Below are 26207 nucleotides of genomic sequence, written 5' to 3'. Positions count from 1 at the left end.
TGATTCCTCATACATTTTACCATAATAGAGATGGAGGGCGATTTAATGAAAGTTTACGTATTGGAAAAAAGCGTTACTTTATCCGGAAAGAGCTGGGAAATCCTTCAAAAACTAAAGCAATTGCAAAATCAATATGTGTATGTCAATGATTGGATTGCCGACATTCACGATCAGGTGCCACCCACTCCCTTAAAACGGATCAAGTGAATTCTTTGAGTGAAATGGATTTCTCCTTTACAATGAATGTAAAGGGAGTGGATAACATGAAAAAACGCAGACTAGGAAATTCTGACTTGCTAGTTTCTGAAATCGGGCTTGGATGCATGTCATTGGGGACTGTTGAAAATCAGGCATCCGAAATCATACAGGCCGCTTTAGATGAAGGAATCAATTATTTTGATACGGCCGATTTATATGATTTCGGTATGAATGAAGAAATCGTCGGAAAGAATTTAAAATCGGTCCGCGATAAGGTATACATAGCCACCAAGGTCGGAAACCGCTGGAATGAAAATAAAGATTCCTGGAGCTGGGACCCATCCGGCGCTCATATTAAAACGGCAGTAAAAGATAGCTTAAAGCGATTGGGGACTGATTATATTGATCTTTATCAGTTACATGGCGGCACCATTTCAGACAATATCGAAGAAACGGTAGAAGCATTTGAAGATTTGAAAAAAGAAGGCTATATCCGATATTATGGAATTTCCTCGATTCGTCCGAATGTCATCAAGGAATTCACTGAAAAGTCTGAACTTGATTCCGTGATGATGCAGTTTAATCTGCTCGACCGCCGCCCAGAAGAGTGGCTGTCCCTTTTGGCCAACAAACAGATCAGCATGATCGCCCGTGGCCCCCTTGCCAAAGGGCTGCTCAGTGAAAAGATGCTTGAAAAGGCAAATGAAGATGGATACCTTGACTATAGCTATCACGAACTTAAAGATTTGCTTCCGCAAATAAAGGACAAACTTTCCGATAGGAAGTTGAATGAAACGGCACTTCAATATGTATTGTCCCATCAAAGCGTAGCTACCGTTGTTCCAGGAGCAAGCTCAGTACAGCAGCTCCGTGATAACTGCCAAGCTGCCAACAGCCCTTCACTGTCCACAACCGAGTTGGATATCCTGAAGCGGTTGACCAAAGTGAACAAATATGAAAGTCACCGGAATTAAAAAAGAAATGTCAGGACAAACCTTTAGGCTGCTCTATCTCCGTTTAAACAACGGGATAGTCAGCCTTTTTCCGTTCCATCTTTTTTTCGCCTTCTTTACCAATTTCAAGTTTCCGATCATTGTAATTCTTTCAAAACCCATTTAACGGTTTTAAACTTTTCATTGGACACCCCTATATTAATATTGTACAATTCAGTTGTGCACAATTAAAAATAAAAAGATAAGGGAGAAGAAATGATGACAAAAACATTATTTACAACGTCTGTAACAGTCGATGGGGGAAGAGAAGGAACGGCAATTTCTGCTGACGGCAACTTCACGGTTGATATTGCGATGCCTGGAACACCAAGAGCTAAACAAATGCCTGAAGCATCTAATCCGGAACAGCTTTTTGCAGCTGGCTATGCTGCATGTTTTGATAGTGCTTTGCAATCAGTTGGTAAAATTGAACGCGTTTCTTTCGATTCAAAAGTCACCGCAAGCGTCAGTCTATTGATGGGTGAGATGCATCAGTACAGCTTGGCTGTAACTTTGGCTGTGAAGGGATCCGGTGTCGACAAGGAGACATTCGAAACCCTTGTTCATAAAGCGCATCAAATGTGTCCTTATTCAAAAGCAATCAATGGCAATGTGGATGTCGCTTTTGAAATAGATGTAGACTAAATCCAATAAAAAGACGCTTGGAGGTTCCCAAGCGTCTTTTCTTTGCTAAAATTCCTGTAATGTTTTCAATAGTTGGAGCAGCGAAGCTTTTAAATCCTCGACCACCTTCTTGTCCTCACCCGACATTGCCGAAATGCGATCGGGAATGAAACAGGCATCTTCCTGTAAACCAAGTCCCTTTTCCTTCAACTTGATCATGACAGACCGTTCATCTTCAGTGGAACGTTCACGGACAATCAAGCCATTCTGCTCCATTCGTTTCAACATGGGGGTAAGCGTTCCTGAGTCGAGGGCAAGGAGTTCCCCAAGTTTTTTTACTGTAAGTGTATCCTGTTCCCATAATAGAAGCAGAACAAGATATTGAGGATATGTCACTTCAAGTTTATCAAGCAGCGGTTTATATTTCTTCGTCATTTCCCGCGAACTTGCATAAAGCAGGAAACATAATTGGTCTTCCAGTACTTTTTCTATTTTATTTTGCATCCTATCACCAGCTATTAGTAGTCCATCCGATATGAAAGCATATCGGACTTATCTTTAATATAATCGTTATACTTTCTAAAATAAAGGAATATCAGCAAGGAATAAATCTTCCTCAACAGAAAAAGGGCGTCAGCCCTTTTAAAACTGCTCCCTGCTCTTATTTATAATTCTTCCAGTTCAGATTGCTTTCACCCAATAGTTCTTCGAATGATTTATTCTTCTCCCGCCGCTTTCTTTCTTCACGTTTTTTTTCTTCTTCCGCTTCCCTTTTCTCTTGTTCAGCCTCATTAAGCTCTTTTTGCTTTTGACGAAGCTGGGACATGATATCTTGATTGATCATATCACCGAGTTTCAATGAAGATGAATCTTTATCTTGGTTTTTGCTTTGACTTTGTTTTCGCGGCTGTTTCTTTTTCATCCTTAAAACCTCCTGGCCATTTATGAAATTATTATATCACGACTGCCGTTTTCCTCATCATGGTTTTCAAACAGTGTTTTCCCATTTCCCTCATGGTAAAATAAAGTAAATCAATCGAGGAGGTCCTTTCATGAAGAAATGGTGGTTTACACTGGCTGGAATCCTAGCTTATATCATCGGCGTCGGCCTTTATTTTTCCAATCGGATCATGTACATGAAAAAGAAGGAAGATGGTTTTATCCAGAATCGTGAAATCATGGCTAAACGCCTGATCACGGAGGATTTCGATAATCTGCCTAAATCGGAAATTTGGGTATCGTCACCATCCGGATATTCCTTGAAATGCTTGTTTATCGAACCGCATGACTCCAAAAAGTGGGTGGTCATTTCTCATGGTGTGACGGAGAATAAAGTCAATTCGATTAAGTACATGAACATTTTTCTTAAGCGGGGCTTCAATGCGATCATTTATGATCACCGCCGGCATGGGGATTCCGGCGGCAAGACGAGCAGTTATGGACATTATGAAAAATTCGACCTGAAGGCCGTAATCGATGAATTGAAAAGACGTAAAGGGCCCGACCTTCATATTGGCATTCATGGAGAATCCATGGGGGCCGTAACACTGCTTTTATATGCCGGAATGCTTGAAGATGGTGCTGATTTTTACATTGCCGACTGTCCATTTTCGAACTTCGAGGATCAGATCAAACACCAGCTCAAGCATGAAGTCCCATTACCTTCTTGGACTGTATTTCCGCTCGGGCGTACGTTCATCAAACTCCGTGACGGCTATTGGACCAATGAAGTGTCCCCAATCGATTATATGAAAAATATCCGAAAACCCGTGCTGTTCATCCATAGTGAAAATGACAGTTTCATTCCCGCTTCCATGTCAGCGGAATTATATGCAGCAAAAGAAGGCCCAAAACAGCTGTACATCGCTAAAAAGGGGGCCCACGCTCAATCTTATAATGAAAATCCAAAAGAATATGAAGATCAAATCGATCAATTTCTAAAACTTGTCTGATAAGAAAAAGAGGGTATCCACGATCCCCTCTTTTGCTTTTAGTTAGATTTTATTAAAAAAGCTCATCCTCGGATTTAAGATTTGATTCGGACTTTTTAATTGAAAGCTGTTCGCTTCCGGAACAAAGTCTATTTTCATGACTTCATCAAGAAAAATCATTTTTGATTTCTCAACATATAGCGAAATTCCGTTCGTTTCCACTTTTTCGGTACCTTCTTCAGGTTCGTTGACCCACCATAGCGCCGTCACACCACTTACCACGCAGCCGCAGCCATCAGTATCATATTTCAACTGTAAATATCCTTCTTGTCCCTGTACCTTACCGGCTATTTTCTCAGCCGCTGTTTCCGTCCATTCAATATACATGATTGCTGCCTCCCGATGTCTTTGCATTCCCCCATTATAAACGATAAAAACGTTTCTGTTAACGAAACTGCCTGCTTCCTTATACAAGATCTGCCCTCATGGAAATCACTTTCCTCATGAACCGTTCTAACAAATGCCGATTCTTTTATGCCCTTTCATCACGATGCCGTTTCGAAAATGAAAGGCTGTCCCTTGGGGAACAGCCCTTCCGCTCATCATTCCATTATCCTTACATCCGCTATATCGGAAAGCCTGATATAGTGAGCCTGCTCAAACCGGTCAACGATATGAAGCTTTTGGGTGAGCTCATTATAATAATGGATCCTGCCGATTAACAGCTGATACCGATTTCCTTCATAATGAGCAATCGTGACATCCTTTCTTTCCTCCATCGCTTCCCCCATTACCGCATTCATTTCTTCCAGTTGCTGCTCATCCAGGATGCGCTTCGTTTCATATCCATCCTCCACCACCCAATCACGGAGCATCTTCACATGTTCCGGCAACATCATCGATGTCCATTTGATACGGCCGCGATCACGAATCATTCTTTTCCCCCCTTTCAAAGTCAGCCTTACGCCTTATGCCCACCAAGCAACTTGCTTCGGTATACGGCTGTACCCGCTTCTGTATACGAAACTGCACGTAGTAACGATTTGGCTCCATATTTGTGGCGAATTCGATCAACCGTGTAACTCAATTCCCGCTTCTTCCAGCGCGAAGCATCAAATAAAGTCAGCTGCATTTCATTATCATCCACAATATTCGAGAGTCTGACCTCTATGCTTCGAACCGTTTTTTGCTTATAGTTCTCATGGAAAAGCTCCAGGCAAACTTTATATAACTCCATCGTGATGTTGGTCGGTTCGTTAATCGAACGCGAACGATGGAAACCTCCGCCAAACTCATCCTTGCTGTAACCAATGCCTAGGCTCACCGTTCTTCCTGCCTTACGATGAGTGCGTGCCCTTCTTCCAACTTCTTCGCAAATTTCCAGCATGACCTGCTTTACCTCATGCTCATCCTTATAATCCCGCAGCAGGATTTGACTTTTGCCGAAGCTGACCTGCCCTTCGATGATCGCTGCCCCCATATCGGATAAATCTATTCCCCAGGCATGGTGGTAAAGCTGATTGCCCATAATTCCAAACTTCGCTTCAAGTAATTCAAGATCATAATTGGCAAGCTGCCCAACCGTAAATATACCCATTCCATGAAGGGTTTTTTCTACGCGCCTGCCGATCCCCCACATTTCACGAAGCGGGGAAATCGGCCAAAGTTTGCTTGGCACATCCTCATACTTCCATTCCGCAATCCCTTTATGTTTGGCTTCCAAATCAAGGCAAAGTTTTGCCATGAGCATGTTCGGTCCAATTCCAATGGCACAGGGGAGCTGTAATTCCCGTTCAATTTCATCTTTTATCTTTTCAGCTATCATGCGGGCATCTCCCCATAAAGAAGCAGCACCATCGACTTTCACAAAACTTTCGTCCACACTATATACATGAATCGCTTCTTTTGGCACATAACGGTTGAACAAGCGGGTGAGTTCCGTCGAAACCCTTAAATAAGTCGCCATTTTAGGTTCAACGACTACTATCCTCGGGTCATTTGGGATCTCAAACATCCGCGAACCTGTCTTGATGCCAAATTCCTTCTTCATCTTTGGAGAAGCCGCGAGCACAATGCTCCCTGTCCTCTTCAAATCACCAACCACCGCCAGATAACAATCAAGCGGGTCCAGACCAAGCATGACCGCTGAACAGCTTGCATAAAAACTTTTCATATCGATACACATAATTGATTGTTTCGGCATCGTCCCATAATCCATCATTTCTTCACCCTAACAAGAATATACGTTCGCTTTATTATATTCATAACTTTAACCGAATATACGTTCTTATTCAATGGAAGTTTTCATACAAATTTCTACTTTTTATTGTAATTTCCTTGAAAAATATAATGGATGCTAAAAATGGATAAAATACCAAATTTAAACTGAGTATCCATATTGTTTTCTTGAAAAAGCTCAATTGGTAGCTTGAATAATATCGAATAGGTCCATGTGCTCAGTTTTTTTAAATCCTCCCACCCTTTTCAACAGGCTTTCGTCTACTTAAAACTCAGTCTTAATGCTCATTTTTTGTAATGAAAATGTAACCAAAATTATGTCTAATTGTCATAATGGTATTGTAGGATAATATTGTTAAGAAATAATAGAGAGATAGATAGAGAGGAAATGAAAATTATGAAGAAATGGATCGCTTCAGCTGCTGTTGCATCTGCCATGATGCTAACCCCACTGCAAGCCTTTGCCAATATTGGAGACCAAACCCTCAGACCCGGAATGACACATAGCGATGTCAAACAACTTCAACAACTTTTAAAAACCAAAGGTTATTTCACATATACAGGTTCACTGACTACATATTACGGCACCTATTCTGTATCTGCAGTAAAAAAATTCCAAAAAGCCAAAGGGTTAACTGTCGACGGAATTGCCGGCCGAGGCACATTTAATGCGCTTGGTGTTTATAATGTCAATAATACTAGCTTGATCAGCTATGCAAAAACCTTAATAGGCAAACCCTACAAATGGGGCGGAACAACACCAACTGGATTCGACTGCTCAGGCTTCGTCTATTACGTATTCCAAAAATCGCAAGGAATCACCTTACCGCGTACTACATCATTACTTTATTCCAATACGGGTTTAAAAGTATCTTCACCAGCCAAGGGTGATCTTGTATTCTTTAATACTTCTGGAACAGGGGTATCCCATGTTGGGATTTATATCGGAAATGGTCAATTCATCAGTGCTACGTCTTCTAAAGGAATAACCATTACGGATATGGATAATTCTTATTGGAAACCAAAATATTTAGGTGCGAAAACTTTATAAAATCCAGGACAAACAGCCGGACAGAATTTCAAAGTGATTCAGTCCGGTTGTTTTATTTTATATATAATATTTCATCCGTTACATCCTCCACTGTCACAGTGAATGAAGAGTCCAAGTTGGAGCGGTTCATCATTTCGATATTATACACATGCTCTGATGGTAAATGGACGACTTCGAGAACCATGAATCGCTGACTTTCCGCTTTGCTGACATGATCGAGAGCAGCAATGACCGCCCTTTGTTCCGCTAAGCTATTTTCATCCGTCAAAACAAGAATCAATTCCGCTTCCGCTTTCCCAGGAAATGATTTCTTCACCCCGCCCCGGTGCCATGGTTTCACTTTCATCCCGATTTCCAGTTCGGAATAATCGAGGTCATTACCATGTTGATCTTGAATATATGTATCATTGGTCACCTTATAGTACGTCCCTTTAATCAAAATCCTCTTATCGTCAAGATCCGTAATGAAACCTTCTTCCCCTTTGTCAATGGATTCATCCATGTTCCAACCGGGGGATTGACAGCTGCCCAGAATGAAGGCGACGAATAAATATATATAAAGGTTTACAATCATCTTCACGAAAATCCCTCCTAATAGAAATAGACGGATTCCCCATGAAATAGTTACCCATTCAAATGATAACTTCGGTTAATACAAAAGGGGAATGTCATCGACATTCCCCTTTACCTATTATTGGACCATTTTTCATCTGGAATCGAAGAACTAGCCTACTTTTTGAAAAATGCTTTTTTCCCTAATGTTTCGGTGATCTTCGGAAACATGTTATACCATTTCCCAGCTAAATCCATCCAGCCAGGGAGATTGATTTCCCTCTTGTTGGTCAGCATCGCCGCTACGATTTTAGCAGCGACATCTTCAGGCTTAAGCATGAATTTTTCAACGTTCTTTAAGTATGTACCTGATTCATCTGCAATGTTAAAGAAATTCGTTTCTATAGGGCCAGGATTGACGGTGGTCACAAAAACATGATCTTCCATCAGTTCGAGCCGAAGTGCGTTTGAATAGCCGAGAACTGCGAACTTGGTAGAAGAGTACAATGTTGATTTAGGAGTGGCGATTTTACCGGCCTGTGAAGCGATATTGATGATATGCCCCGATTTTCTCTGCTTCATATACGGCAGAACCAGCTTTGTGCAGGCCATTAAGCCAATGACGTTGACAGCAAACATTGCTTTCGTTTCATTTAATTCCGTATCCTGCGCTTCTTTAAACGTGCCGAAACCAGCATTGTTGACCAACACATCCACTTCACCTATTTGCTCATGGATATCATTAAAAACATTTGTAACCTGGTCAGTGTCTGCAACATCAAGCATATAGGCATATGCATCAATCCCATACTGGGTGATCAGTTCATTCTTTAGCAGCAATAATTTATCCATGCTTCTGGCCAGGAGGACAAGACGTCCTCCCTGTTTTGCACTTTGTATGGCAACTTCCTTGCCAATCCCTCCGGAAGCACCGGTAATAACAATAACTTTACCTTGTAACTTATTCAAAAAAAGCGGCCTCCTTGCGAACATTAAGCGATTGAATACAGAATGACCCCTGATTGGATTTCTGTTTGGACTTCACCCAAGTCTTCTAAATAGTCCAGCTGACCGACCGTTTCCGAAAGTGTCAGGCCCACTTCCTGAAGGTACACTTTCGGAAACAGCTGCTGACACACTTCAAAGACAGATAAAGGCTTATCTTGAAGCATGCTTTTCACCTGCATGGCACGGTTATGCTGCCGCTCGAATCTATATTGAATCAAGTCTGCAACTGCATCTCCAGCCACTTCAGATCCATGTCCTGAGTAAACAGTGGATATAGGGAAATCCAATAATTTTTGAAGTGATGCATTATATTGCAGTAACGGACGAGGCCTCATGCCTCCAGGGAGTAAAGGTGGTTCCATTAATGGGTTAGGTGAAATCTTGGCGAGCAAGTGATCGCCAGCGATCATGACCCCGTCACTTTCCCGGTAAAAAGATAAATGGCTTTGCGCATGCCCTGGAGTCTCGATCACTTTCCAGCCTGGAAGACCAGGGAGCTCATCCCCCTCAGCCAAATATCCATGCAGCTTCCGTTCACTAAGGAAACGGATTTCGTCGCGGTTATGGATCAGTTTAGTTTGCAGCTCTTCTGCCACACCGAACTTTTTGGCATAATCAAGGAAAAAACGATTATGGGTTTCAAGAAACTCATCACTGATAGTAAGCCAGCGCTGATTATTTTTGTGTCCATAAACCGGGATATCCTTTTCAAAGAAATCGAGTGCACCAGCATGATCGGGATGATGATGGGTTAAAATGATTTGTTCGATATCAGGCAGTTTCAGACCCAAATCCCCAAGACCGTTAGTCAAGGCTTCCTTTGAATGTTTTGTTTTCACTCCAGTATCGATTAATGTTAAAGCATCCCCTTTAACGACATAAACATTCACATCACCCACTGCAAACGGCGTGGGCAAAGCAATTTTCGCAATATCTCCATTCCAATTCGCCATAATCTTTTCCACCTTAGAAAATTATATTTATATAAATCTTTTTATACGCTAACCAGGATTCTAAGTATAGTTATCATGTATAATTACCATTTTACATGTATTTTTAAATGATGTCATTATTTTCACATAATTCATGTCTATTTTTTATCGTCCATGCATATATTATCATTGACAGAGTACTGATATATCCTTCATAATCACAAGTAATTAAAGACGGCATGGCTTTGATTAAGGCCAAGTAAATGATTGATGGCGTAAAGAGAGTGAAGCTCGGAATGTGCTGAAAGGCTTCATCGCCCCCTCATTATTGAACCTACCTTATGAGCCTTCAGGAAAACCTGACGTAATTCCCGCGTTAGAGGATTCAAGTGCAGCTTTTCTGTTTATTTATTATGGAAAAGTTGAACAAAGGTGGTACCACGGAAGCTAGACCTTTCGTCCTTTATTGGATGAGGGGTCTTTTTGTTTTTTATAAAGGCTCTTTTCGTAAAGATTGTTGTTTTTTAAACGAAACGATTTAAGGTTGATTGGAGCGGAAGTGCGAGACTCCTGCGGGAGCAGCGGGACAGGTGAGACCCCACAGGCGTTTACGCCGAGGAGGCTCACCGCCCCGCGGAAAGCGAACATCTGGAAGGGAAATCAACCACAACTCACTACCTGGTAAATAGCAACAAAGTATGTGAAAACAGCCTTCATAAAATGGCCGAAAATTCAAAAGAAAAAGGAGCGGGAAATATGAAAAAAATCGCATTTATCGGAGCTGGATCGATGGCAGAAGCAATCATTTCGGGGCTGGTGACCCAACAGGTAATTGAACCAGAAAATATTTTTGTAACAAATAAATCAAATGATGATCGGTTCGTTTATTTAAAGGACCAATATGGCGTAACTGCAACACGATCACTGCAATTATTAATACAGGATGCAGACCTTGTCGTACTGGCGGTGAAACCGAAAGATATTTTAGAAACGATGCAATCAATAAAAGAATACATTCGTGAAGAAATGCTGTTCATTTCCGTTGTTGCAGGGGTTCATACAACAAGCTTGGAAGGAATCGCCAACAAGCGGTTTTCGATCGTCCGTGCCATGCCTAATACATCGGCAGCTGTAGGAAAATCAGCAACGGCGCTTGCGGCTAACTGCCATACGGAAGACTCGCAATTACAAACGGCGATTACCCTTTTTGAAACGGTGGGTACGGTGGCAGTGGTCGAAGAAACCCAGCTAGATGCGGTAACAGGCTTATCAGGCAGCGGTCCTGCTTATATTTATTACTTGGTCGAGGCATTGGAAAAATCAGCGAAAAAAATAGGTCTCGATTCCGAAACCGCTAAGCAATTGATTCTCCAGACATTGATGGGCGCAGCCGACATGTTACAGAAATCACCTAAAACGCCTGCCGTACTAAGAAAGGAAGTAACTTCACCAGGCGGAACGACCGAAGCAGGTCTGAAAGCACTACAAGCACATCAAGTGGAGGATGCATTCATAGCCTGTGTACAAGAAGCGACAGAGCAATCGAAGAGAATGGGCAATCAAATAAGTAAAGAACTGGCCAAGTATGTAGTTTCGCAGTAAGCCTCATGATGATGATCGGCTGTTGCCTGGCCACTCTGCAGCAGTGGTCAGGCAACAGCCCTTTTTATGATCCATACATCTTAGGGTAAACCTTCTGAAGTAGCGTTACTTTATAATCAGCATATCATTTTCATCGAAACTCCAGTCCTTCGAATACGCTACCTCCCAATAGTAACCATCGGGGTCTGAAAAATATCCGCTGTATCCTCCCCAAAAAACATGCTGAGGTGATTTCTCGATTGTTCCCCCAGCCTTTTCAGCCTTGTTGATCACTTCATCCACTTCTTCAATGGATTTAGCATTATAAGCGAGTGTAAGACCCGGGAACATTTTTCTTAGGCGGATCCATATCATTAATGTCTTTTGCTAGCTCCTCTAAAGGATACAAAGCAAGTTTCGTACCGGCATTATTAAAAAAAACGATTGCGGGATCGTCCTCTTTAATCAATGTACGGAATCCCAACCCGTCCCTGTAAAACCTTAATGATTTAGTAATATCCCTGACACCTAAAGTTATAATGTTGATCCTGTTCATGCCAGTCCTCCTTTTCCATGTTTTAAGGGTAAATTCGACAACTGGAACACTTTTCCCTTTTTAGCTTGATTGACCATCACCCACCATAGCAAATGCTTCTTAAAGTTCCTAAAACTGCTCACCACTTTGCAAAAAGGAACTCCACGGGAAATTCCACCTTGGATTGCCCCTCATGCAAATTACGTAGGAATTCCACTTTCTTTGCCGAATGAATACATGTTTTGTCATCTGTAAAGGAATTCCCCCATACTTATCGAATTCAACATGCAAAAGGGGGAATCTCAATGAATACAAGTGCAGTTGCCCGGTTACTGAATGTTTCCCATAGTACGATTCAACGCTGGGTCACCCAATTGAACATGGAAGTAGAACGGAATCAGCTTGGCCACTACCAGTTTTCGGATGAAGACATTGCATTATTGAGAAAAATCCAAGATCAGCTGAACGAGGGCATCATTCTCCAAAAGGTCAGCATCTCAGAGAAAAAGATTAGAAAAGCACCCCTCCAGAAACACTCCGAACCGAATAAAGAACAGGATCAACTGCTTGAACGGGTCATAAGGCTGGAAAATGGCCTGAAAACAAAAGCGGACGATGTTGTATCCTATCAGCTTTTACAGCACAGAAGTGAAATGGAAGAAATGCACAAACTCGTTAAAAAGCTTGAAGCCCGTATCGAAGCGTTAGAAACACCAACGGGCCAGCACTTTGATTATTTCCTCGCGGCTGAAGAAGCTGCTGCCACTAAAAAGACGAAGAAAAGGCCATTCATAAAAATGATTTTCGGAAACAGAAAGAACGATAGTTCATCATGGAGCACAGCCGACAGCGATTGACATCTATAATCAAGATCTTTCATGAGCACCCACGAATAACCATTTTGTTAGGCAAAGCATCTCTTCAAAAAAACTGATCTTATTAATTACCCCAAAATAAAAAGGCCCTGACCCAAGATTAAACTCACCTGGGTCGGGCCTTTTCATCATCTTAAATCAACACTGCACGGTCATTGATCATTTTTTCGCCTTTGATGCGTTGGAATTCGTTAAGCAGTTTTTCAACGGTTAACTTCTGCTTTGCAGCACCTCTGGCTTCAAAAATGATCTGTCCCTTATCCATCATGATCAGGGAATTTCCAAGATCGATTGCCTGCTGCATATTATGAGTCACCATCAACGTCGTTAATTGGTTCTTTTCGACGATTTCCTTTGTCAGGTTTGTAACAAGTTCTGCCCGCGAAGGATCAAGCGCTGCAGTATGTTCATCAAGAAGCAGGATTTTAGGCTCGGTGAAGGTCGCCATCAGCAGTGATAGTGCCTGACGCTCCCCTCCTGACAATAATCCCACTTTTGCAGTCATCCGGTTTTCCAGGCCTAAATGAAGGGTGCCCAAACATTCTTTAAAAAGTTCTTTCCGTTTTTTTGTCACCCCAAAGCCTAAACCTCTTCTATTTGTTCTGCCATAGGCAATTGCCATATTTTCTTCAATCGTCATATGCGGTGCCGTACCCAGCATGGGATCCTGAAAAACGCGTCCAATCATTTTTGCACGGGCATGTTCTTCAATGGCCGATACGTTTTCACCATCGATGATGACTTCACCGGCATCAGGGAGAATCTTACCGGAAATCATATTCATCAAAGTCGATTTACCTGCTCCATTACTTCCGATGACTGTTACAAATTCACCTTTTGTCATCTGCAGTTCCAGATTTCCAAGGGCTAGCTTTTCATCTGGTGTTCCCTCATTGAACACTTTATAAATCTGATTTAACCGAAGCATACTCTTCCCTCCCTTTCGGTAAAGTGCCATCATGACGCATCTGTATTTCTTTAAGCCGCCTTTTCTTCCGGTTTTTTTCCTTTTGTTTATCCGAAATTTTTGGAATGACAAGTGCCCCGACCACAATAAGTGCCGTAATTAATTTAACATCTCCCGTTTCAAGGAATTCAACGCGAAGTGCCAAGGTTACGACGATTCGGTAAATGATTGCCCCTCCAATGACCGCCAGCGTAGCACGTGCAATCGTTTTTGCCCCGAATAGAGCTTCACCGATTATGACGGATGCCAATCCGATGACAATGATTCCAATCCCCATGCCTATATCGCTAAAACCGTTATATTGGGCAACCAGGGATCCCGAAAAAGCCACAAGTGCATTTCCGATAGCAAGTCCTAAGATCTTCATGTTTCCGGTATGGGCGGAAAAACTCTTGACCATGGCTTCATTATCACCAGTCGCCCGTAAGGCAAGACCAATTTCCGTTTTTAAAAACGCTGACATTCCCGCTTGGATGACTACAGCCACAACCAGCATAACGATTAATATGGCCCACGTTTTTGGCAGGCTGTCACCGAGACCCACGAATGATAAAAGACCATTCAACATATTGTCCAGCCCGGTGCCAGCCCAGGCATCCTGGATATTCGTGATAATGGTTGTTTGGGAAAGCAACGGAATGTTGGATGCACCCATGATCCGCAAATTGATCGAGTAGAGCGCAATCATCATCAAGATACCTGCCAAGAGAGGATTGATTTTCCCTTTTGTATGAAGGAACCCCGTTATCGTCCCAGCGATGAACCCTGCCACCATGGCACACAACGTGGCTACGATCGGCGAGTATCCGTTAACGATCATAATCGCGGCAACAGAGGCCCCTGTCACAAAACTGCCTTCCACAGTCATATCCGGGAAATCGAGAATCCTGAATGTTAAATAGACACCAAGTGCCATGATTGCATAAATCATTCCCGACTCAAAAGAGTTGAATAAGGCTGAGAACATTTTTTTCTTCCTTCCCCGAACAAAAGCAGAGTTTATTTTACAAACTCAGCATCTGCTTTCCATTCTTCTTTTATTTCAACACCCATATCTTTTGCTGCTTTTTCATTGATGACCAATTTCAGTTTTTGTGGATATTGAACCGGGATATCTCCAGGTTTTTTACCATCCTTCAGGATTTCAACCGCTTTTTGCCCCGCTTCATAACCAATATCATAGTAACTGAAGCCATATGCTGCAAAACCTCCAGCTTTCACGGAATCAAGCTCGCCGACAAACAAGGGGATATCTTGATCATTTGCCACGGAAATGACCGATTCCAGTGCAGAGACAACTGTATTATCAGTAATGATATAGAAAGCATCCGCTTTTCCGATTAATGATTCCGTTGCCTGTTTAACATCCGCTGAAGTCGAGACGGACGCTTCCACGACTTTCAATCCAGCTTTTTTCGCTTCCGCCTTCACATTTTTTATTTGGACGACTGAATTTTGCTCCCCTGTGTTATAAACCGTTCCAATCGTTTTGGCGCCAAGCTCTTCCGCTAGGAATTTCATTGACTTGGCAATGGCTTCAGGATGGGAATCCGTCGTACCCGTCACATTTCCGCCTGGCTTTTCCAAAGAAGTGACAAGCTCCCCCGCTACAGGATCGGTAACCGATGTAAAGACGATCGGAATATCCTTGGTCGCATTTAAAGCACTTAGAGCACTAGGTGTCGAATTCGCAAATATCAGATCCACTTTATCCCCAACGAAGTTATTGGCAATCGTTTGGCTGTTGTTTTGGTCACCCTGAGCAATTTGAAGATCATATTTTGCATTGATGTCACTATCCTTCAATGCCGCCTGGAAGCCTTCATATGCTTGATCCAGGGAATCATGCTGAACGATTTGTGTTACCCCAATATTGAAGGTATCCTTTCCGCTTTCATCCTTTGCCGCATCTTTTTCCTTTTCATTTCCACACCCAGCCAATAATAAACCTGCGACCAATGTCATGGCTGCAGTTGAATATAATTTCTTTTTCATATTTTCCCCCCGCTTTTTCCTTATTTAAAATAATGTTTTTCTAACGACGCCAGCTTTTTTCGCTTTTATTTCCTAAATTATAATCGTTTAGTCCCAATTATTCCAATATATTTTTTAACTTTTTAGAATTTTTTGAGTTCTACATGTAAAACATGAAAAAAGCTGCTGTGAAAGGTATGATGACTTTCACAGCAGCTTTTTGAAAAATCAATGTTCGACAACCTGGCTGACAATTTCGGTAACGGTAGCCCGATCAATTTTTTCTTTTCCTTCTTTTAGGGCTTTCAATGTAGCTTTTGCCAATTCCAAGGGTATTTTACAGAATTGGATGATGTCCTTCGTTTCAATCTCTTCAATGTACGCATCGGCTAATGCAAGATTACGCTCCGTATGGGCAAGCATCTCGTCGAAACCCCAGCCATCCGGATAAAAGTTCACACCACGTTCTGCATCTTCCTCGCGGTTACGCAGGATATTGACCGTTTGGAGCCCACGGCCAAATGCGATGGCAAGTTCACGGTCCGTTTCGGTTCCATCGTACCAGTTCCACATATCAGACAGCATGACCCCCACTAAACCCGCAACATAATAAGTGTAATCATCGAGTTCCTCTTCATTATGGATTTGCCAGTCCTTAATAACCCATTTTGCCATGCCTTCGGCCATTTCCTTTGTTGACTCCAAGACTTTGCCTTTTGCACCGGGTGGACAAAATTCAACCCAATCCGAAAGAAACAGGGTCACCTCGGGCAGTTCATCCTTATATGGTTCAAATAACTTTTGAAGATGCTCTTCCTTGAAATCCGCATCCGGCAGCTCACTAAGGGCCTGTAACAAGGAAACCTTACTATCTGCAGGAAGATTTGGGTGGTCCTCTATCTCATCGATGGCGCGCATGCAAAGGTATGCAGCTCCAATACCCTCTTGTAATCCCTTTGGAAGATAACTGATTGGAATGAAAAAAGTCCGGCTTGTTTTTAGGAGAAAATCCATTGCTTTAGTATGTAGGTCACTTTTGTCAGTCATATTTACACTCCTTTAAATATCCAATGAACAATTGATTAATTATATCAAACATTGGCTTTGATTTCAGCTGTCCGATTCCTCTGAATACAAAGGAACTTTAATCGCCATCAGATCTTCACCCATGATCGTATTTGCAAAGATTGCTTTGCTTTCCTCTTTTAGCCTCTCAGCATCCTCTGGAGTATACCGTGAGCTGATATGCGTAAGGATTAGATGCTTAGCTCCCGCTTTCAAGGCCGTTTCTGCAGCTTGAACGGTGGTCGAATGATAATAGGCTGATGCCATTTCAGATTCTTCCGCTGAAAATGTAGCTTCATGAACAAGGTAATCCGCCGATTCAGCAAGAATGAGCGCATTGCTGCACATTCTTGTATCACCAAGAATCGTGATGATCCGGCCTTTTTTCGGAGTACTGATATAGTCCTTCCCATTTATGACACGGCCATCATCGAGACAGACCGTTTGTCCTTTTTTCAATGCTTTAAATAGAGGCCCCGGCTTCACACCTTCGGAACGCAGCCGGTCGACCAGCAGGCTACCCGGACGGTCTTTTTCCACAATCCGATAACCGATGCTGTAAATGCCATGATCAAGCGACTTGGCCGTCACTGTGAATTGTTCGTCCTCAAACACTATGCCTTCTTCTATTTCGATGATTTCCAAGGGATATTTTAAATGAGTCCCACTCACCTGTAAGCTCGTCTTAATGAATGAATCTATGCCTTGTGGACCATATACGGTCAATTTATCCACTCCGCCCTGAAAAGATCTGCTGCTTAAAAAACCAGGCAGTCCGAAGATGTGGTCACCATGTAAATGGGTGATGAAGATCTTTTCAACCTTTCGCGGTTTGACCGCCGTTTTTAATATTTGATGCTGTGTTGCTTCCCCACAATCGAATAACCAAATAGTCCCTCGCTCTTCCAATAATTGAAGGGCGATTGATGTCACATTCCGCGCTTTGGCCGGAACGCCAGCGCCTGTACCCAATAAAACGAAATCCACTCATACTACCTCCGTTGCAAATACTTTATGCCTTAACTATAGCATAACCAAGGTGCTCTTTCATTTATGACCCATTAAAACCGAAACCAAATTAAACTTTTAATGAAATCTGAGAAAAAATGCGCAAATTGATTGCTTTGAGGGAAAGCTAAACGTAAAATTAGAAATTGGTACACATACGGGAATTCCAACTTTATAGACAGATTTAACGGAAAGTTGAGGTTTTAACATGACAGAAAACAATAAACCCACAGCATTGATCATGATTTTTGGTGCTACCGGAGATTTAGCGAAAAGGAAATTGTTTCCTTCCATATATCGACTATTTCAAAAAGAGAAAATCAATAAGTTCGCGGTCGTCGGAGTGGCAAGGAGGCCATTGACGAACGAGGAGTTCCAAACAAGTGTCAAGGACTCGATTCTTACGTTCGGACATGCGGAAGAAAAGGTCGATGAATTCATTTCCCATTTCCATTATCACTCCCATGACGTCTCAAGTTCGGAATCATATTTGCAATTAAAAGACATTGCCGAACAATTAGACGGACAATATCAATTAGAAGGAAACAGGATCTTCTATTTGGCGATGGCACCTGAGTTTTTCGGAACGATTGCCGAACAGATTAAAGCTCAAGGCCTGAGTGACACGGATGGATATAAACGCCTGGTCATCGAGAAGCCATTTGGACACAGTTTTGAAACAGCACAACAATTGAATGAGCAGATTCGGACTGCATTCGCTGAAGATGAAATTTACCGCATCGATCATTATTTAGGTAAAGAAATGGTACAAAATATCGAGGTCATCCGTTTTTCCAATGCCCTTTTCGAGCCGCTATGGAATAACAGATATATATCCAATATCCAGGTTACTTCAAGCGAAACGCTCGGCGTTGAAGAACGCGGGCGTTATTATGAAACCAGCGGTGCCCTAAGGGATATGGTCCAAAACCACCTGCTGCAAATGGTGGCCTTGCTTGCCATGGAACCCCCGATCGCTCTGACGACTGAAGAGATTCGAAGCGAAAAAGTACGGGCATTGCGTTCACTTCGACCAATGAAGGTCGACGAAGTCAACCAATACTTCGTTCGCGGCCAGTATGGTGAAGGAACGATAGACGGTCAAATGCTTCCGGCCTACCGAAATGAACATAATGTAAATCCTGAATCCAACACAGAGACCTATGTTGCGGGTAAATTGATGATTGATAACTTCCGTTGGGCCGGTGTTCCTTTTTATATCCGTACCGGTAAAAGAATGGATGTCAAATCAACGAATATCGTTGTTCAATTCAAAGATATTCCAATGAATCTGTATTATAAAACGGAAGAAACGCTGAATCCGAATCTTCTCGTCATCAATATCCAGCCTGACGAGGGTATCACATTGTACTTAAATGTCAAGAAATCCGGGACGACTTCCAATACAAAGCCAATGAAGCTGACCGTCTCGAACAAAGGGATCGAACACATCAATTCTCCCGAGGCATATGAAAAGCTATTGTTTGACAGCATGCGCGGGGATGCTACAAACTTTACGCACTGGGACGAGGTTGCCCTCTCATGGAAGTTCGTCGATACCATTTCCAATGCATGGGAAAATACTAAAGACGAGTCTTTCCCTAACTATGAAGCGGGATCAACAGGTCCACTTGCATCCGATGAACTCCTGGCGGAAGATGGACATATTTGGTGGCAAGTCAAGAAAAACGAAAATAATGATTGAAATGAAGAAGGGATGCAGATTTGAATCTGCATCCCTTCTTCATGAAACACTCTTCCTTAGCAATTTATTCCGGATAATATGAAACATTTCCTTGGACTTGGACATTTCTTCCTCTTTTTCCGAATTAAGCCAAAATGAAACAACGGATTCTAAAGCAATGAAAAATAAAAAAATGGCTACAGCCCACCAGATGATGAACATAAAGTCCTCCGCTCCTTCTCTCTCTTTCTGCCTAATGTATCCTACGGCCCGCCCATCTTCTTTCAATGTTTATATTCCTTTTTCCACAGGTGTTTAAACCTAAAAAAGCAAGGATGAATGTCATACATCATACTACGTTTTCCCTAAAAAAGGTAAATTAATTGGAACTATTTACAACTAGTTCGTTTTTACCATTTTTCCCTCTATCTATAAAGAATGGTAAGCCTTTGCTGAGGATACACTAAAAAAGGTGCTTAATGACAGTACCGCTAACTTCGATGTGGAGGGATTAAACGATGGACATTCGTGAAGGATTAATTCCAACAGCGTTAGGCACAGCCGTGACAGCTGCGGGTTATGCAATGAAGCAGACCCGGGGTTCAAACAAAATGGTAGCTAATACGGTTTTTGGTTTCGGTTTGGCACATGTTGTATTAGGGGTCATTGACCTTGTAGAGCATCGGAGATAGTAATAAAAGGGGGCGCCAAGCGCCCCCTTTTTACATGCTGAAACAAAAAAGCCAGCTTAAAGGGGATCCCCTTCCAAGCCGGCTTGAACCTTTTACTTTTCCATCCATTCGGTATGGAACGTTCCTTCTTTATCAATGCGTTGGTAGGTATGAGCTCCAAAATAGTCACGCTGAGCTTGAATCAGGTTGGCTGGCAGCGTTTCTGTACGATAGCTGTCGAAATAGGAAAGTGCCGATGACAAGCAAGGAACCGGGATTCCGTTCATCACAGCCGTTGATACTACTTCACGTAAAGCTCCTTGATAACTTTCGACGATCCCTTGGAAGTAAGGATCTAGAAGAAGATTGTTCAAGTTCGCTTCACGATCGTACGCTTCCTTGATTTTTTGGAGGAATTGTGCACGAATGATACAGCCGCCACGGAAAATCATCGCGATTTCCCCATATTGCAAATTCCAGCCATTTTCTTCTGATGCTGCTTTCATTTGTGCAAATCCTTGTGCATATGAACAGATTTTGCTCATGTAAAGTGCTTTTCGGATACTTTCAATCAAAGCCTTTTTGTCGCCTGTAAATGATTCGGTTTTTGGACCACGAAGGATTTTACTCGCTTCGACGCGCTCGTCCTTGATTGCTGAAATAAACCGGGCAAACACGGATTCCGTAATGATTGGAAGCGGAACACCAAGATCAAGCGCACTTTGACTTGTCCATTTACCTGTACCTTTTTGGCCAGCTTTATCTAAAATGACATCGACCATCGGCTTGCCGGTTTCTTCATCATATTTTTTGAAAATATCAGCAGTAATTTCAATTAAATAGCTATCAAGTTCCCCTTCATTCCATTCAGTAAAGACTTCATGGAATTCTTCAGCAGACAGTCCAAGGAGATTTTTCAGAAGAAAATAAGATTCGGAAATCAATTGCATGTCCCCGTATTCAATACCATTATGTACCATTTTAACATAATGACCTGCCCCATCCGGTCCGATATATGTGCAGCAAGCATCACCATCGACCTTAGCTGAAATATCCTTCAAAATCGGTGCAACAAGTTCATATGCTTCTTTCTGACCTCCAGGCATGATGGAAGGACCTGTTAGAGCTCCTTCTTCCCCACCTGACACGCCTGTACCGATGAAATGGATGCCAAGCTTGCTTAACTCCTCATTGCGGCGCTGAGTGTCCTTGAAGAAGGTATTCCCTCCATCAATAACGATATCACCTTTTTCAAGCAATGGTTTTAATTGCTCGATTGTTGCATCCGTTGCCGCTCCGGCTTTAACCATCAATAAAATTTTGCGTGGTGTTTCCAAAGAATTGACGAATTCTTCAAGCGTATAAGCAGCTGTTACGTTTTTGCCTTCCGCTTCCTTCATCATCTCGTCCGTTTTTGATCCTGAGCGATTATATACGGAAATTGAATATCCCCTGCTTTCAATATTAAATGCAAGGTTCTTGCCCATTACGGCTAGTCCGATAACGCCAATCTGCTGTTTTGTCATGATTCATCTTCCCTTCTCTCTATCTTTATACAGCTTGTACGCTATTCTTTGTCAAAAGAAAGATCATTCCTCCTGGATTGCTCAAAGAAATCTTTGCTGAAGCTAGTGTCTGTTCCTATTGAACGTTTTTTCAAGGGTAATCCCTTTTTAATAATATTTTCTCCGTACTTATTTTGCAAGTGTTCCATCGCATCATACAGGGGTTCTTTTTCTGCATCCTCTTGAAAGGAAAAAATATCCAGTTGCTTGAAGGCCGACTCTTTTTCGATGACATCATAGGCTGTGACACCAAGAAGCCTGATTCCTTCCCCATTCCAATTTTTCATGAAGAGATCGATAGCTTCATCCAAAATATCCTTTTTTTCAAAAACTGGATTAGGAACCGTTCTGCTTCTCGTAAATGTCCGGCGGTCTTTGTAACGGATCGTCACCCCTATTTTTTGACCAAGGAGGCGTTTATTTCTCAAGCGGACGGCAACTTTCCCTGAAAGCTTTTCCAATACACCGATCAATTCTTTTTGATTGGCGGAGTCATGTGGAAGAGTTGTCGAGTTCCCGATGCTCTTATGCTCAAAAATCGCTTCGGGATCCACTGCCCTTGGGTCAATTCCATTAGCCCTATCTTTCAAACGGATGCCATTGATCCCAAGAAGCTGTTTAAGTTGACTATCATTGGCGTGTGCAAGGTCCCTGATCGTCATGATCCCGATAGTTTGAAGCTTTTCCGATGTCCTATCCCCGATGCCATGCATTTCGCCCACTTGTAAAGGCCAGAGCTTTTCCGGAATGTCCCGTTTCCTTAACACGGTGATACCCATAGGTTTCTTCATATCAGAAGCCGTTTTGGCCAAAAATTTATTAGGGGCAATCCCGATACTGCAAGGGAGATCCATCGTATTAAAAATTCTTTCCTGAATGCTATTGGCTATATCTAAAGGCGAACCCAATTCGGCGCATTCACTGATATCCAGATACCCCTCATCAATCGAAACCGGTTCAACCATCTCTGTATACTGCCTCAAAACATCGAAAATAGCCAGTGATGCCTTTCGATAGCGCTCGAAATTCGGTTTCTGAATGACTAATTGAGGACATAATTTTTTCGCCTGCCAAATCGGCATGGTCGTTTTAACCCCGAACTTCCTCGCCTCATAGCTGCAGGTGACGATTATGCCCCTTCTCTCCTCAACATTCCCTGCAATGGCAAGCGGTTTGCCTTTCAATGAAACATCATATGACATTTCCACTGAAGCATAGAAACTATTCATGTCCACATGGAGAATGACCCTGCCATTTTTGGGATACATGTCCTTCATGCTTGACCGTCACATCCTTGTAAAAATAAAAAACATTTCTATTAAAGTACCCCTATTTATCTTTGGTAACCACGCTGAGAGATGCTTCCACTCCAAGAAAAACAGCCATCATGTCATTGATGACTGTATTTATATTCCTTGGATAATTTGAACAACTTGACCTATTATGGGTGATTATTCCCCTGAAACTTCTTTGATGATAGTGATGACCATTTCAGCTAGCTTCGTTAATTCCTCAACTGGAATTCTTTCATTCGTAGTATGGATATCTTCATAGCCCACTGCGAGATTGACAGTAGGGATGCCGAAGCCTGCAATGACATTTGCATCGCTTCCACCGCCGCTTTTGACCAGCTCGCATGGACGGCCGATTTTCTCTGCTGCCTTTCTTGCGATTTCGACAACATGGTCACCAGCACCATATTTAAAACCAGGATACATGACGGTAACTTCAACTTCAGCACGTCCGCCCATTTCAATGGCTGCAGTCTCGAAAGCCTCTTTCATTTTCGCTACCTGTATTTCCATTTTTTCAGGGATCAAGGATCTTGCTTCAGCAAGGATTTCTACATGGTCACAAACAATATTGGTTTGCTGTCCCCCCTGGAAACGTCCGATATTGGCTGTCGTTTCTTCGTCGATTCTGCCTAATGGCATTCTAGAGATTGCTTTGGCAGCGATCGTAATGGCCGAAACGCCTTTCTCTGGAGCGACACCAGCGTGAGCAGTCTTGCCTAAAATGGTTGCGGACACTTTCGCCTGAGTAGGTGCAGCAACAACCACATTGCCCACTTTTCCATCACTATCGAGTGCAAAACCGAATTTAGCCGTTACAAGGGAGCGATCCAATGCCTTTGCCCCTACCAAGCCAGATTCTTCACCGACTGTAATGATGAATTCGATGGTACCATGTTCGATATTCTGTTCTTTCAACACTTTAAGCGTTTCTAACATGACAGCTAATCCAGCTTTGTCATCCGCCCCTAAAATGGTCGTTCCGTCTGACACTATGTATCCATCTTTGATGGAAGGCTTGATTCCATTACCCGGTACAACCGTATCCATATGGGAGGTGAAATAAATGGTATCTACGCCTTCTTTCGTTCCTTTTAAAGTACATACTAAATTCCCTGCACCATGACCGGTGACTGCTGTTGTATCATCTTCAAAAACTTCTACACCCAGTGCCCCGAATTTTTCTTTCAGCACTTTGGCGATGGCTGCTTCATTTTTCGTTTCGGAATCGATCTGCACCAATTCCATAAATTCATTAACTAAACGTTCTTCATTAATCATAAAATAAAACCTCCAAAAAAAGTTTTCCTCTTCAATTATACTTCTAAAAGCGGCGCCCCGGCAAATAATGTGGCATGCTGTCCTAAAGACCATTTTAAAAAATGAATGATGACTTATTTCAAAATGATATCTTGCCCTGTATGGAGAAGAGCCCAAAACAGATAGGTTTGGGCTCCTTGCAACGTTTGATCACAACGGGATATTTCCGTGTTTTTTCCATGGTCGAGTTTCTTTTTTGTTGCGTAGCATATCAAGAGATTGAATGATCTTAATCCTGGTTTCACGGGGATCAATGACATCATCCACCATTCCAAGACTTGCGGCAACATAAGGATTGGCGAACTTCTCACGGTATTCTTCAATTTTAGCTGCTCGTGTCGCTTCCGGATCCTGGCTATTTTGAATTTCACGGGCAAAAATGATATTTGCCGCTCCAGCAGAACCCATTACAGCGATTTCAGCATTCGGCCATGCAAACGTAAGATCCGCACCGATGGATTTACTATTAAGAGCCACATAAGCTCCCCCGTATGCTTTTCGCAGAATGATCGTCAATTTAGGCACTGTCGCTTCCGAATAAGCATACAGCAGCTTTGCACCATGTCGAATGATCCCGCCATGTTCTTGTTTAACGCCGGGGAAAAACCCGGAAACGTCTTCAAACGTAATGAGCGGAATGTTAAACGAGTCACAAAAACGAATAAAACGGGCAGCTTTATCTGATGAATCTATATCAAGTCCCCCTGCCAATACCTTTGGCTGGTTACAGACAAGCCCCACTGATTTCCCTTTAATCCGTGCCAAGCCGACCACTATGTTTTTTGCAAAGCCCTCTTGCACTTCCATAAAGGAATCCTCATCGACAACCTGCTCCAATACTTTCCGAACATCATATGGACGGATCCCTTCATATGGGACTACATCCGTTAAGTCCGGCCGGTAGTCATCTCCCTCATCCGCTTCCAGAACCGGCGGCTTCTCTTCATTATTTTGCGGAAGATAGCTCAAGAGCCGTCTAACGTCAGCCAAAACTTGCTCCTCAGATGCTCCTTTGAAATGGGCATTACCGCTTATGGTATTATGTACAGTCGCTCCGCCCAATCCTTCGGATGATATCTTTTCACCTGTAACCGTTTCAATGACTTTAGGGCCTGTTATGAACATTTGGCTCGTTTTTTCAACCATGAAGACAAAGTCGGTAATGGCAGGGGAATATACGGCTCCGCCTGCACAAGGTCCCATAATAACCGAAATCTGTGGAATGACCCCTGAATATATGGAATTCCGGTAAAATATTTGGCCATATCCGTCAAGCGAAACTACGCCCTCTTGAATACGCGCCCCACCAGAATCGTTTAAACCGATGAAAGGCGCTCCATTTTCCGCTGCCAAATCCATAACATTGGCAATTTTCAGAGCATGCATTTCACCGAGTGCCCCGCCAAAAACAGTGAAATCCTGTGAAAACAGATAAATGTCGCGGCCGTTGACCTTTCCGTAACCGGTGACAACCCCTTCTCCCGGCCCTTCTTCCTTTTCCATGCCGAAATTGGTATTACGGTGTTTGATAAAAGGATTAAGCTCGATGAAAGTACCTGGATCAACTAGAAGTTCAATTCTTTCCCTTGCCGTAAGTTTACCCTTTTCATGCTGCTTATCGATTCTTTCCTCACCGCCGCCCATTTCCACTTTTCGACGTCTGTCATATAGGTCATTGATCGCATCATAAATGTCTGTCATTTCTGCTCCTCCTTTGATAATGCTTGTTCACAAAGCTCATATAATACTCCCGCGGTAGACTTTGGATGAACGAAAGCAACATCCGCATTGTGCGCTCCCTTTCTTGATGAATCATCAATCATGCGCAATCCAGCTTCTTTGATTTCTTTTATTCTATCTTCGATGTCATCGACGCCTAGTGCCACATGATGAATCCCTTCACCGCGTTTTTCGATGAATTTGGCGATTGGGCTTGCAGGTGACAACGCTTCCAACAATTCCAAACGGGTATTGCCTGCCAGGATGAAGGCCACTTTCACTCCTTGGCTCTCCACTGTCTCGATTCCTTCAAGTTTCAATTTCAACGTTTCCGTGTAAAGCGGCAAGGCTTCATCTAGTGACTTGACGGCAATACCGATATGATCGATATTTTTAATCATCGTAAAAACCCCCATGCTATGTAT

At 42.6% G+C, this 26207-nt stretch carries 28 protein-coding genes and 1 pseudogene; 9 read left to right on the top strand and 20 right to left on the bottom strand.

Annotated features, from left to right (window positions below):
• The first annotated feature begins 45 nt into the window (after window positions 1-45).
• From mciZ to J7I96_RS22860, 3 genes are all read left to right on the top strand, one after another.
• On the top strand, window positions 46-207 hold the full coding sequence (gene mciZ, locus J7I96_RS22870; RefSeq protein ID WP_072273199.1) for a Z-ring formation inhibitor MciZ: 162 nt from the start codon (window positions 46-48) through the stop codon (window positions 205-207).
• Between the two features lie 56 nt (window positions 208-263).
• Window positions 264-1172 (top strand): aldo/keto reductase, encoded by a 909-nt coding sequence (locus J7I96_RS22865; protein WP_048680187.1) that lies wholly within the window; start codon window positions 264-266, stop codon window positions 1170-1172.
• Between the two features lie 237 nt (window positions 1173-1409).
• Window positions 1410-1835 carry an Ohr family peroxiredoxin gene (locus J7I96_RS22860; RefSeq protein ID WP_053535641.1) on the top strand — a complete coding sequence of 142 codons (426 nt, stop codon included), beginning with the start codon at window positions 1410-1412 and terminating at the stop codon, window positions 1833-1835.
• Window positions 1836-1880: 45 nt separating this feature from the next.
• On the opposite strand, the gene J7I96_RS22855 is transcribed toward J7I96_RS22860, so the two are convergent.
• Entirely contained in the window at window positions 1881-2318 is a 438-nt protein-coding gene (locus tag J7I96_RS22855; RefSeq protein WP_214772130.1) for a MarR family winged helix-turn-helix transcriptional regulator, read from the bottom strand.
• Between the two features lie 157 nt (window positions 2319-2475).
• Window positions 2476-2736 (bottom strand): YqkE family protein, encoded by a 261-nt coding sequence (locus J7I96_RS22850; protein WP_034308173.1) that lies wholly within the window; start codon window positions 2734-2736, stop codon window positions 2476-2478.
• A gap of 130 nt (window positions 2737-2866) precedes the next feature.
• On the opposite strand from J7I96_RS22850, the gene J7I96_RS22845 reads away from it, so the two are divergent.
• Window positions 2867-3766, top strand: coding sequence for an alpha/beta hydrolase (locus J7I96_RS22845; protein WP_214772132.1), 900 nt, complete (start codon window positions 2867-2869; stop codon window positions 3764-3766).
• Between the two features lie 42 nt (window positions 3767-3808).
• Here the strand turns inward: J7I96_RS22845 and J7I96_RS22840 are convergent, their stop codons facing one another.
• From J7I96_RS22840 to J7I96_RS22830, 3 genes are all read right to left on the bottom strand, one after another.
• Window positions 3809-4219, bottom strand: coding sequence for an iron-sulfur cluster biosynthesis family protein (locus J7I96_RS22840; protein WP_311315202.1), 411 nt, complete (start codon window positions 4217-4219; stop codon window positions 3809-3811).
• Between the two features lie 128 nt (window positions 4220-4347).
• Window positions 4348-4680: a YolD-like family protein gene (locus J7I96_RS22835; RefSeq protein WP_054400243.1), complete on the bottom strand. Its 333-nt coding sequence runs from the start codon at window positions 4678-4680 to the stop codon at window positions 4348-4350.
• Between the two features lie 26 nt (window positions 4681-4706).
• Window positions 4707-5966, bottom strand: coding sequence for a Y-family DNA polymerase (locus J7I96_RS22830; RefSeq protein ID WP_214772134.1), 1260 nt, complete (start codon window positions 5964-5966; stop codon window positions 4707-4709).
• Between the two features lie 414 nt (window positions 5967-6380).
• Here J7I96_RS22830 and J7I96_RS22825 point away from each other — a divergent pair, with 414 nt between their 5' ends.
• Window positions 6381-7034 (top strand): C40 family peptidase, encoded by a 654-nt coding sequence (locus tag J7I96_RS22825; RefSeq protein ID WP_214772136.1) that lies wholly within the window; start codon window positions 6381-6383, stop codon window positions 7032-7034.
• Between the two features lie 52 nt (window positions 7035-7086).
• On the opposite strand, the gene J7I96_RS22820 is transcribed toward J7I96_RS22825, so the two are convergent.
• From J7I96_RS22820 to J7I96_RS22810, 3 genes are all read right to left on the bottom strand, one after another.
• On the bottom strand, window positions 7087-7614 hold the full coding sequence (locus J7I96_RS22820) for a DUF3221 domain-containing protein (RefSeq protein ID WP_214772137.1): 528 nt from the start codon (window positions 7612-7614) through the stop codon (window positions 7087-7089).
• A 149-nt stretch (window positions 7615-7763) separates the two neighbouring features.
• On the bottom strand, window positions 7764-8555 hold the full coding sequence (locus tag J7I96_RS22815) for an SDR family NAD(P)-dependent oxidoreductase (protein WP_251025253.1): 792 nt from the start codon (window positions 8553-8555) through the stop codon (window positions 7764-7766).
• A 23-nt stretch (window positions 8556-8578) separates the two neighbouring features.
• On the bottom strand, window positions 8579-9547 hold the full coding sequence (locus tag J7I96_RS22810) for an MBL fold metallo-hydrolase (protein ID WP_214772139.1): 969 nt from the start codon (window positions 9545-9547) through the stop codon (window positions 8579-8581).
• A gap of 735 nt (window positions 9548-10282) precedes the next feature.
• On the opposite strand from J7I96_RS22810, the gene proC reads away from it, so the two are divergent.
• Window positions 10283-11128 carry a pyrroline-5-carboxylate reductase gene (gene proC / locus J7I96_RS22805; protein ID WP_214773205.1) on the top strand — a complete coding sequence of 282 codons (846 nt, stop codon included), beginning with the start codon at window positions 10283-10285 and terminating at the stop codon, window positions 11126-11128.
• 105 nt (window positions 11129-11233) lie between these two features.
• On the opposite strand, the pseudogene J7I96_RS22800 reads toward proC, so the two are convergent.
• Window positions 11234-11663, bottom strand: a pseudogene (locus J7I96_RS22800) (VOC family protein).
• A 284-nt stretch (window positions 11664-11947) separates the two neighbouring features.
• Between J7I96_RS22800 and J7I96_RS22795 the strand changes: the two are divergent.
• Window positions 11948-12499 carry a MerR family transcriptional regulator gene (locus J7I96_RS22795; RefSeq protein ID WP_214773208.1) on the top strand — a complete coding sequence of 184 codons (552 nt, stop codon included), beginning with the start codon at window positions 11948-11950 and terminating at the stop codon, window positions 12497-12499.
• 151 nt (window positions 12500-12650) lie between these two features.
• Here J7I96_RS22795 and J7I96_RS22790 read toward each other — a convergent pair whose 3' ends face one another.
• The 5 genes from J7I96_RS22790 to rnz form a co-directional block, all read right to left on the bottom strand.
• Window positions 12651-13445: an ABC transporter ATP-binding protein gene (locus J7I96_RS22790; RefSeq protein ID WP_214773210.1), complete on the bottom strand. Its 795-nt coding sequence runs from the start codon at window positions 13443-13445 to the stop codon at window positions 12651-12653.
• Window positions 13420-14451, bottom strand: coding sequence for an ABC transporter permease (locus J7I96_RS22785; RefSeq protein ID WP_214773211.1), 1032 nt, complete (start codon window positions 14449-14451; stop codon window positions 13420-13422). The genes J7I96_RS22790 and J7I96_RS22785 overlap by 26 nt, the downstream gene beginning before the upstream one ends.
• A 32-nt stretch (window positions 14452-14483) precedes the next feature.
• Window positions 14484-15479: an ABC transporter substrate-binding protein gene (locus J7I96_RS22780; RefSeq protein ID WP_214773213.1), complete on the bottom strand. Its 996-nt coding sequence runs from the start codon at window positions 15477-15479 to the stop codon at window positions 14484-14486.
• 207 nt (window positions 15480-15686) lie between these two features.
• The gene (locus J7I96_RS22775; protein WP_214773214.1) at window positions 15687-16505 is read right to left on the bottom strand and encodes a squalene/phytoene synthase family protein; all 819 of its coding nucleotides are present in this window, start codon (window positions 16503-16505) and stop codon (window positions 15687-15689) included.
• 63 nt (window positions 16506-16568) lie between these two features.
• A complete protein-coding gene (gene rnz / locus J7I96_RS22770) occupies window positions 16569-17510 on the bottom strand; it encodes a ribonuclease Z (RefSeq protein ID WP_214773215.1) in 942 nt (313 codons plus the stop codon).
• A 229-nt stretch (window positions 17511-17739) separates the two neighbouring features.
• Here rnz and zwf point away from each other — a divergent pair, with 229 nt between their 5' ends.
• Window positions 17740-19236: a glucose-6-phosphate dehydrogenase gene (zwf, locus tag J7I96_RS22765; RefSeq protein WP_034308214.1), complete on the top strand. Its 1497-nt coding sequence runs from the start codon at window positions 17740-17742 to the stop codon at window positions 19234-19236.
• 39 nt (window positions 19237-19275) lie between these two features.
• On the opposite strand, the gene J7I96_RS22760 is transcribed toward zwf, so the two are convergent.
• Entirely contained in the window at window positions 19276-19503 is a 228-nt protein-coding gene (locus tag J7I96_RS22760) for a hypothetical protein (RefSeq protein ID WP_214773216.1), read from the bottom strand.
• Window positions 19504-19733: 230 nt separating this feature from the next.
• Between J7I96_RS22760 and J7I96_RS22755 the strand changes: the two genes are divergently transcribed.
• Window positions 19734-19907: a hypothetical protein gene (locus tag J7I96_RS22755; protein ID WP_034308217.1), complete on the top strand. Its 174-nt coding sequence runs from the start codon at window positions 19734-19736 to the stop codon at window positions 19905-19907.
• Window positions 19908-19999: 92 nt separating this feature from the next.
• On the opposite strand, the gene gndA is transcribed toward J7I96_RS22755, so the two are convergent.
• From gndA to mce, 5 genes are all read right to left on the bottom strand, one after another.
• Window positions 20000-21412 carry an NADP-dependent phosphogluconate dehydrogenase gene (gene gndA / locus J7I96_RS22750; protein WP_214773217.1) on the bottom strand — a complete coding sequence of 471 codons (1413 nt, stop codon included), beginning with the start codon at window positions 21410-21412 and terminating at the stop codon, window positions 20000-20002.
• 41 nt (window positions 21413-21453) lie between these two features.
• A complete protein-coding gene (locus J7I96_RS22745) occupies window positions 21454-22728 on the bottom strand; it encodes a DNA polymerase IV (RefSeq protein WP_214773218.1) in 1275 nt (424 codons plus the stop codon).
• A 174-nt stretch (window positions 22729-22902) separates the two neighbouring features.
• Window positions 22903-24024: a tripeptidase T gene (locus tag J7I96_RS22740; protein WP_048678525.1), complete on the bottom strand. Its 1122-nt coding sequence runs from the start codon at window positions 24022-24024 to the stop codon at window positions 22903-22905.
• A 189-nt stretch (window positions 24025-24213) separates the two neighbouring features.
• The gene (locus J7I96_RS22735) at window positions 24214-25764 is read right to left on the bottom strand and encodes an acyl-CoA carboxylase subunit beta (RefSeq protein ID WP_214773219.1); all 1551 of its coding nucleotides are present in this window, start codon (window positions 25762-25764) and stop codon (window positions 24214-24216) included.
• Window positions 25761-26183 (bottom strand): methylmalonyl-CoA epimerase, encoded by a 423-nt coding sequence (mce, locus tag J7I96_RS22730; protein WP_082201153.1) that lies wholly within the window; start codon window positions 26181-26183, stop codon window positions 25761-25763. Before mce ends, J7I96_RS22735 begins: the two co-directional genes overlap by 4 nt.
• Between the last annotated feature and the right edge of the window lie 24 nt (window positions 26184-26207).

It is taken from the genome of Bacillus sp. ISL-78 (assembly GCF_018613455.1).
GTDB classification, from domain to species: domain Bacteria; phylum Bacillota; class Bacilli; order Bacillales; family DSM-1321; genus Peribacillus; species Peribacillus frigoritolerans.
The sequence above is the reverse complement of the archived record's forward strand: the minus strand, read 5'-3'. Positions and strand labels throughout refer to the sequence as shown.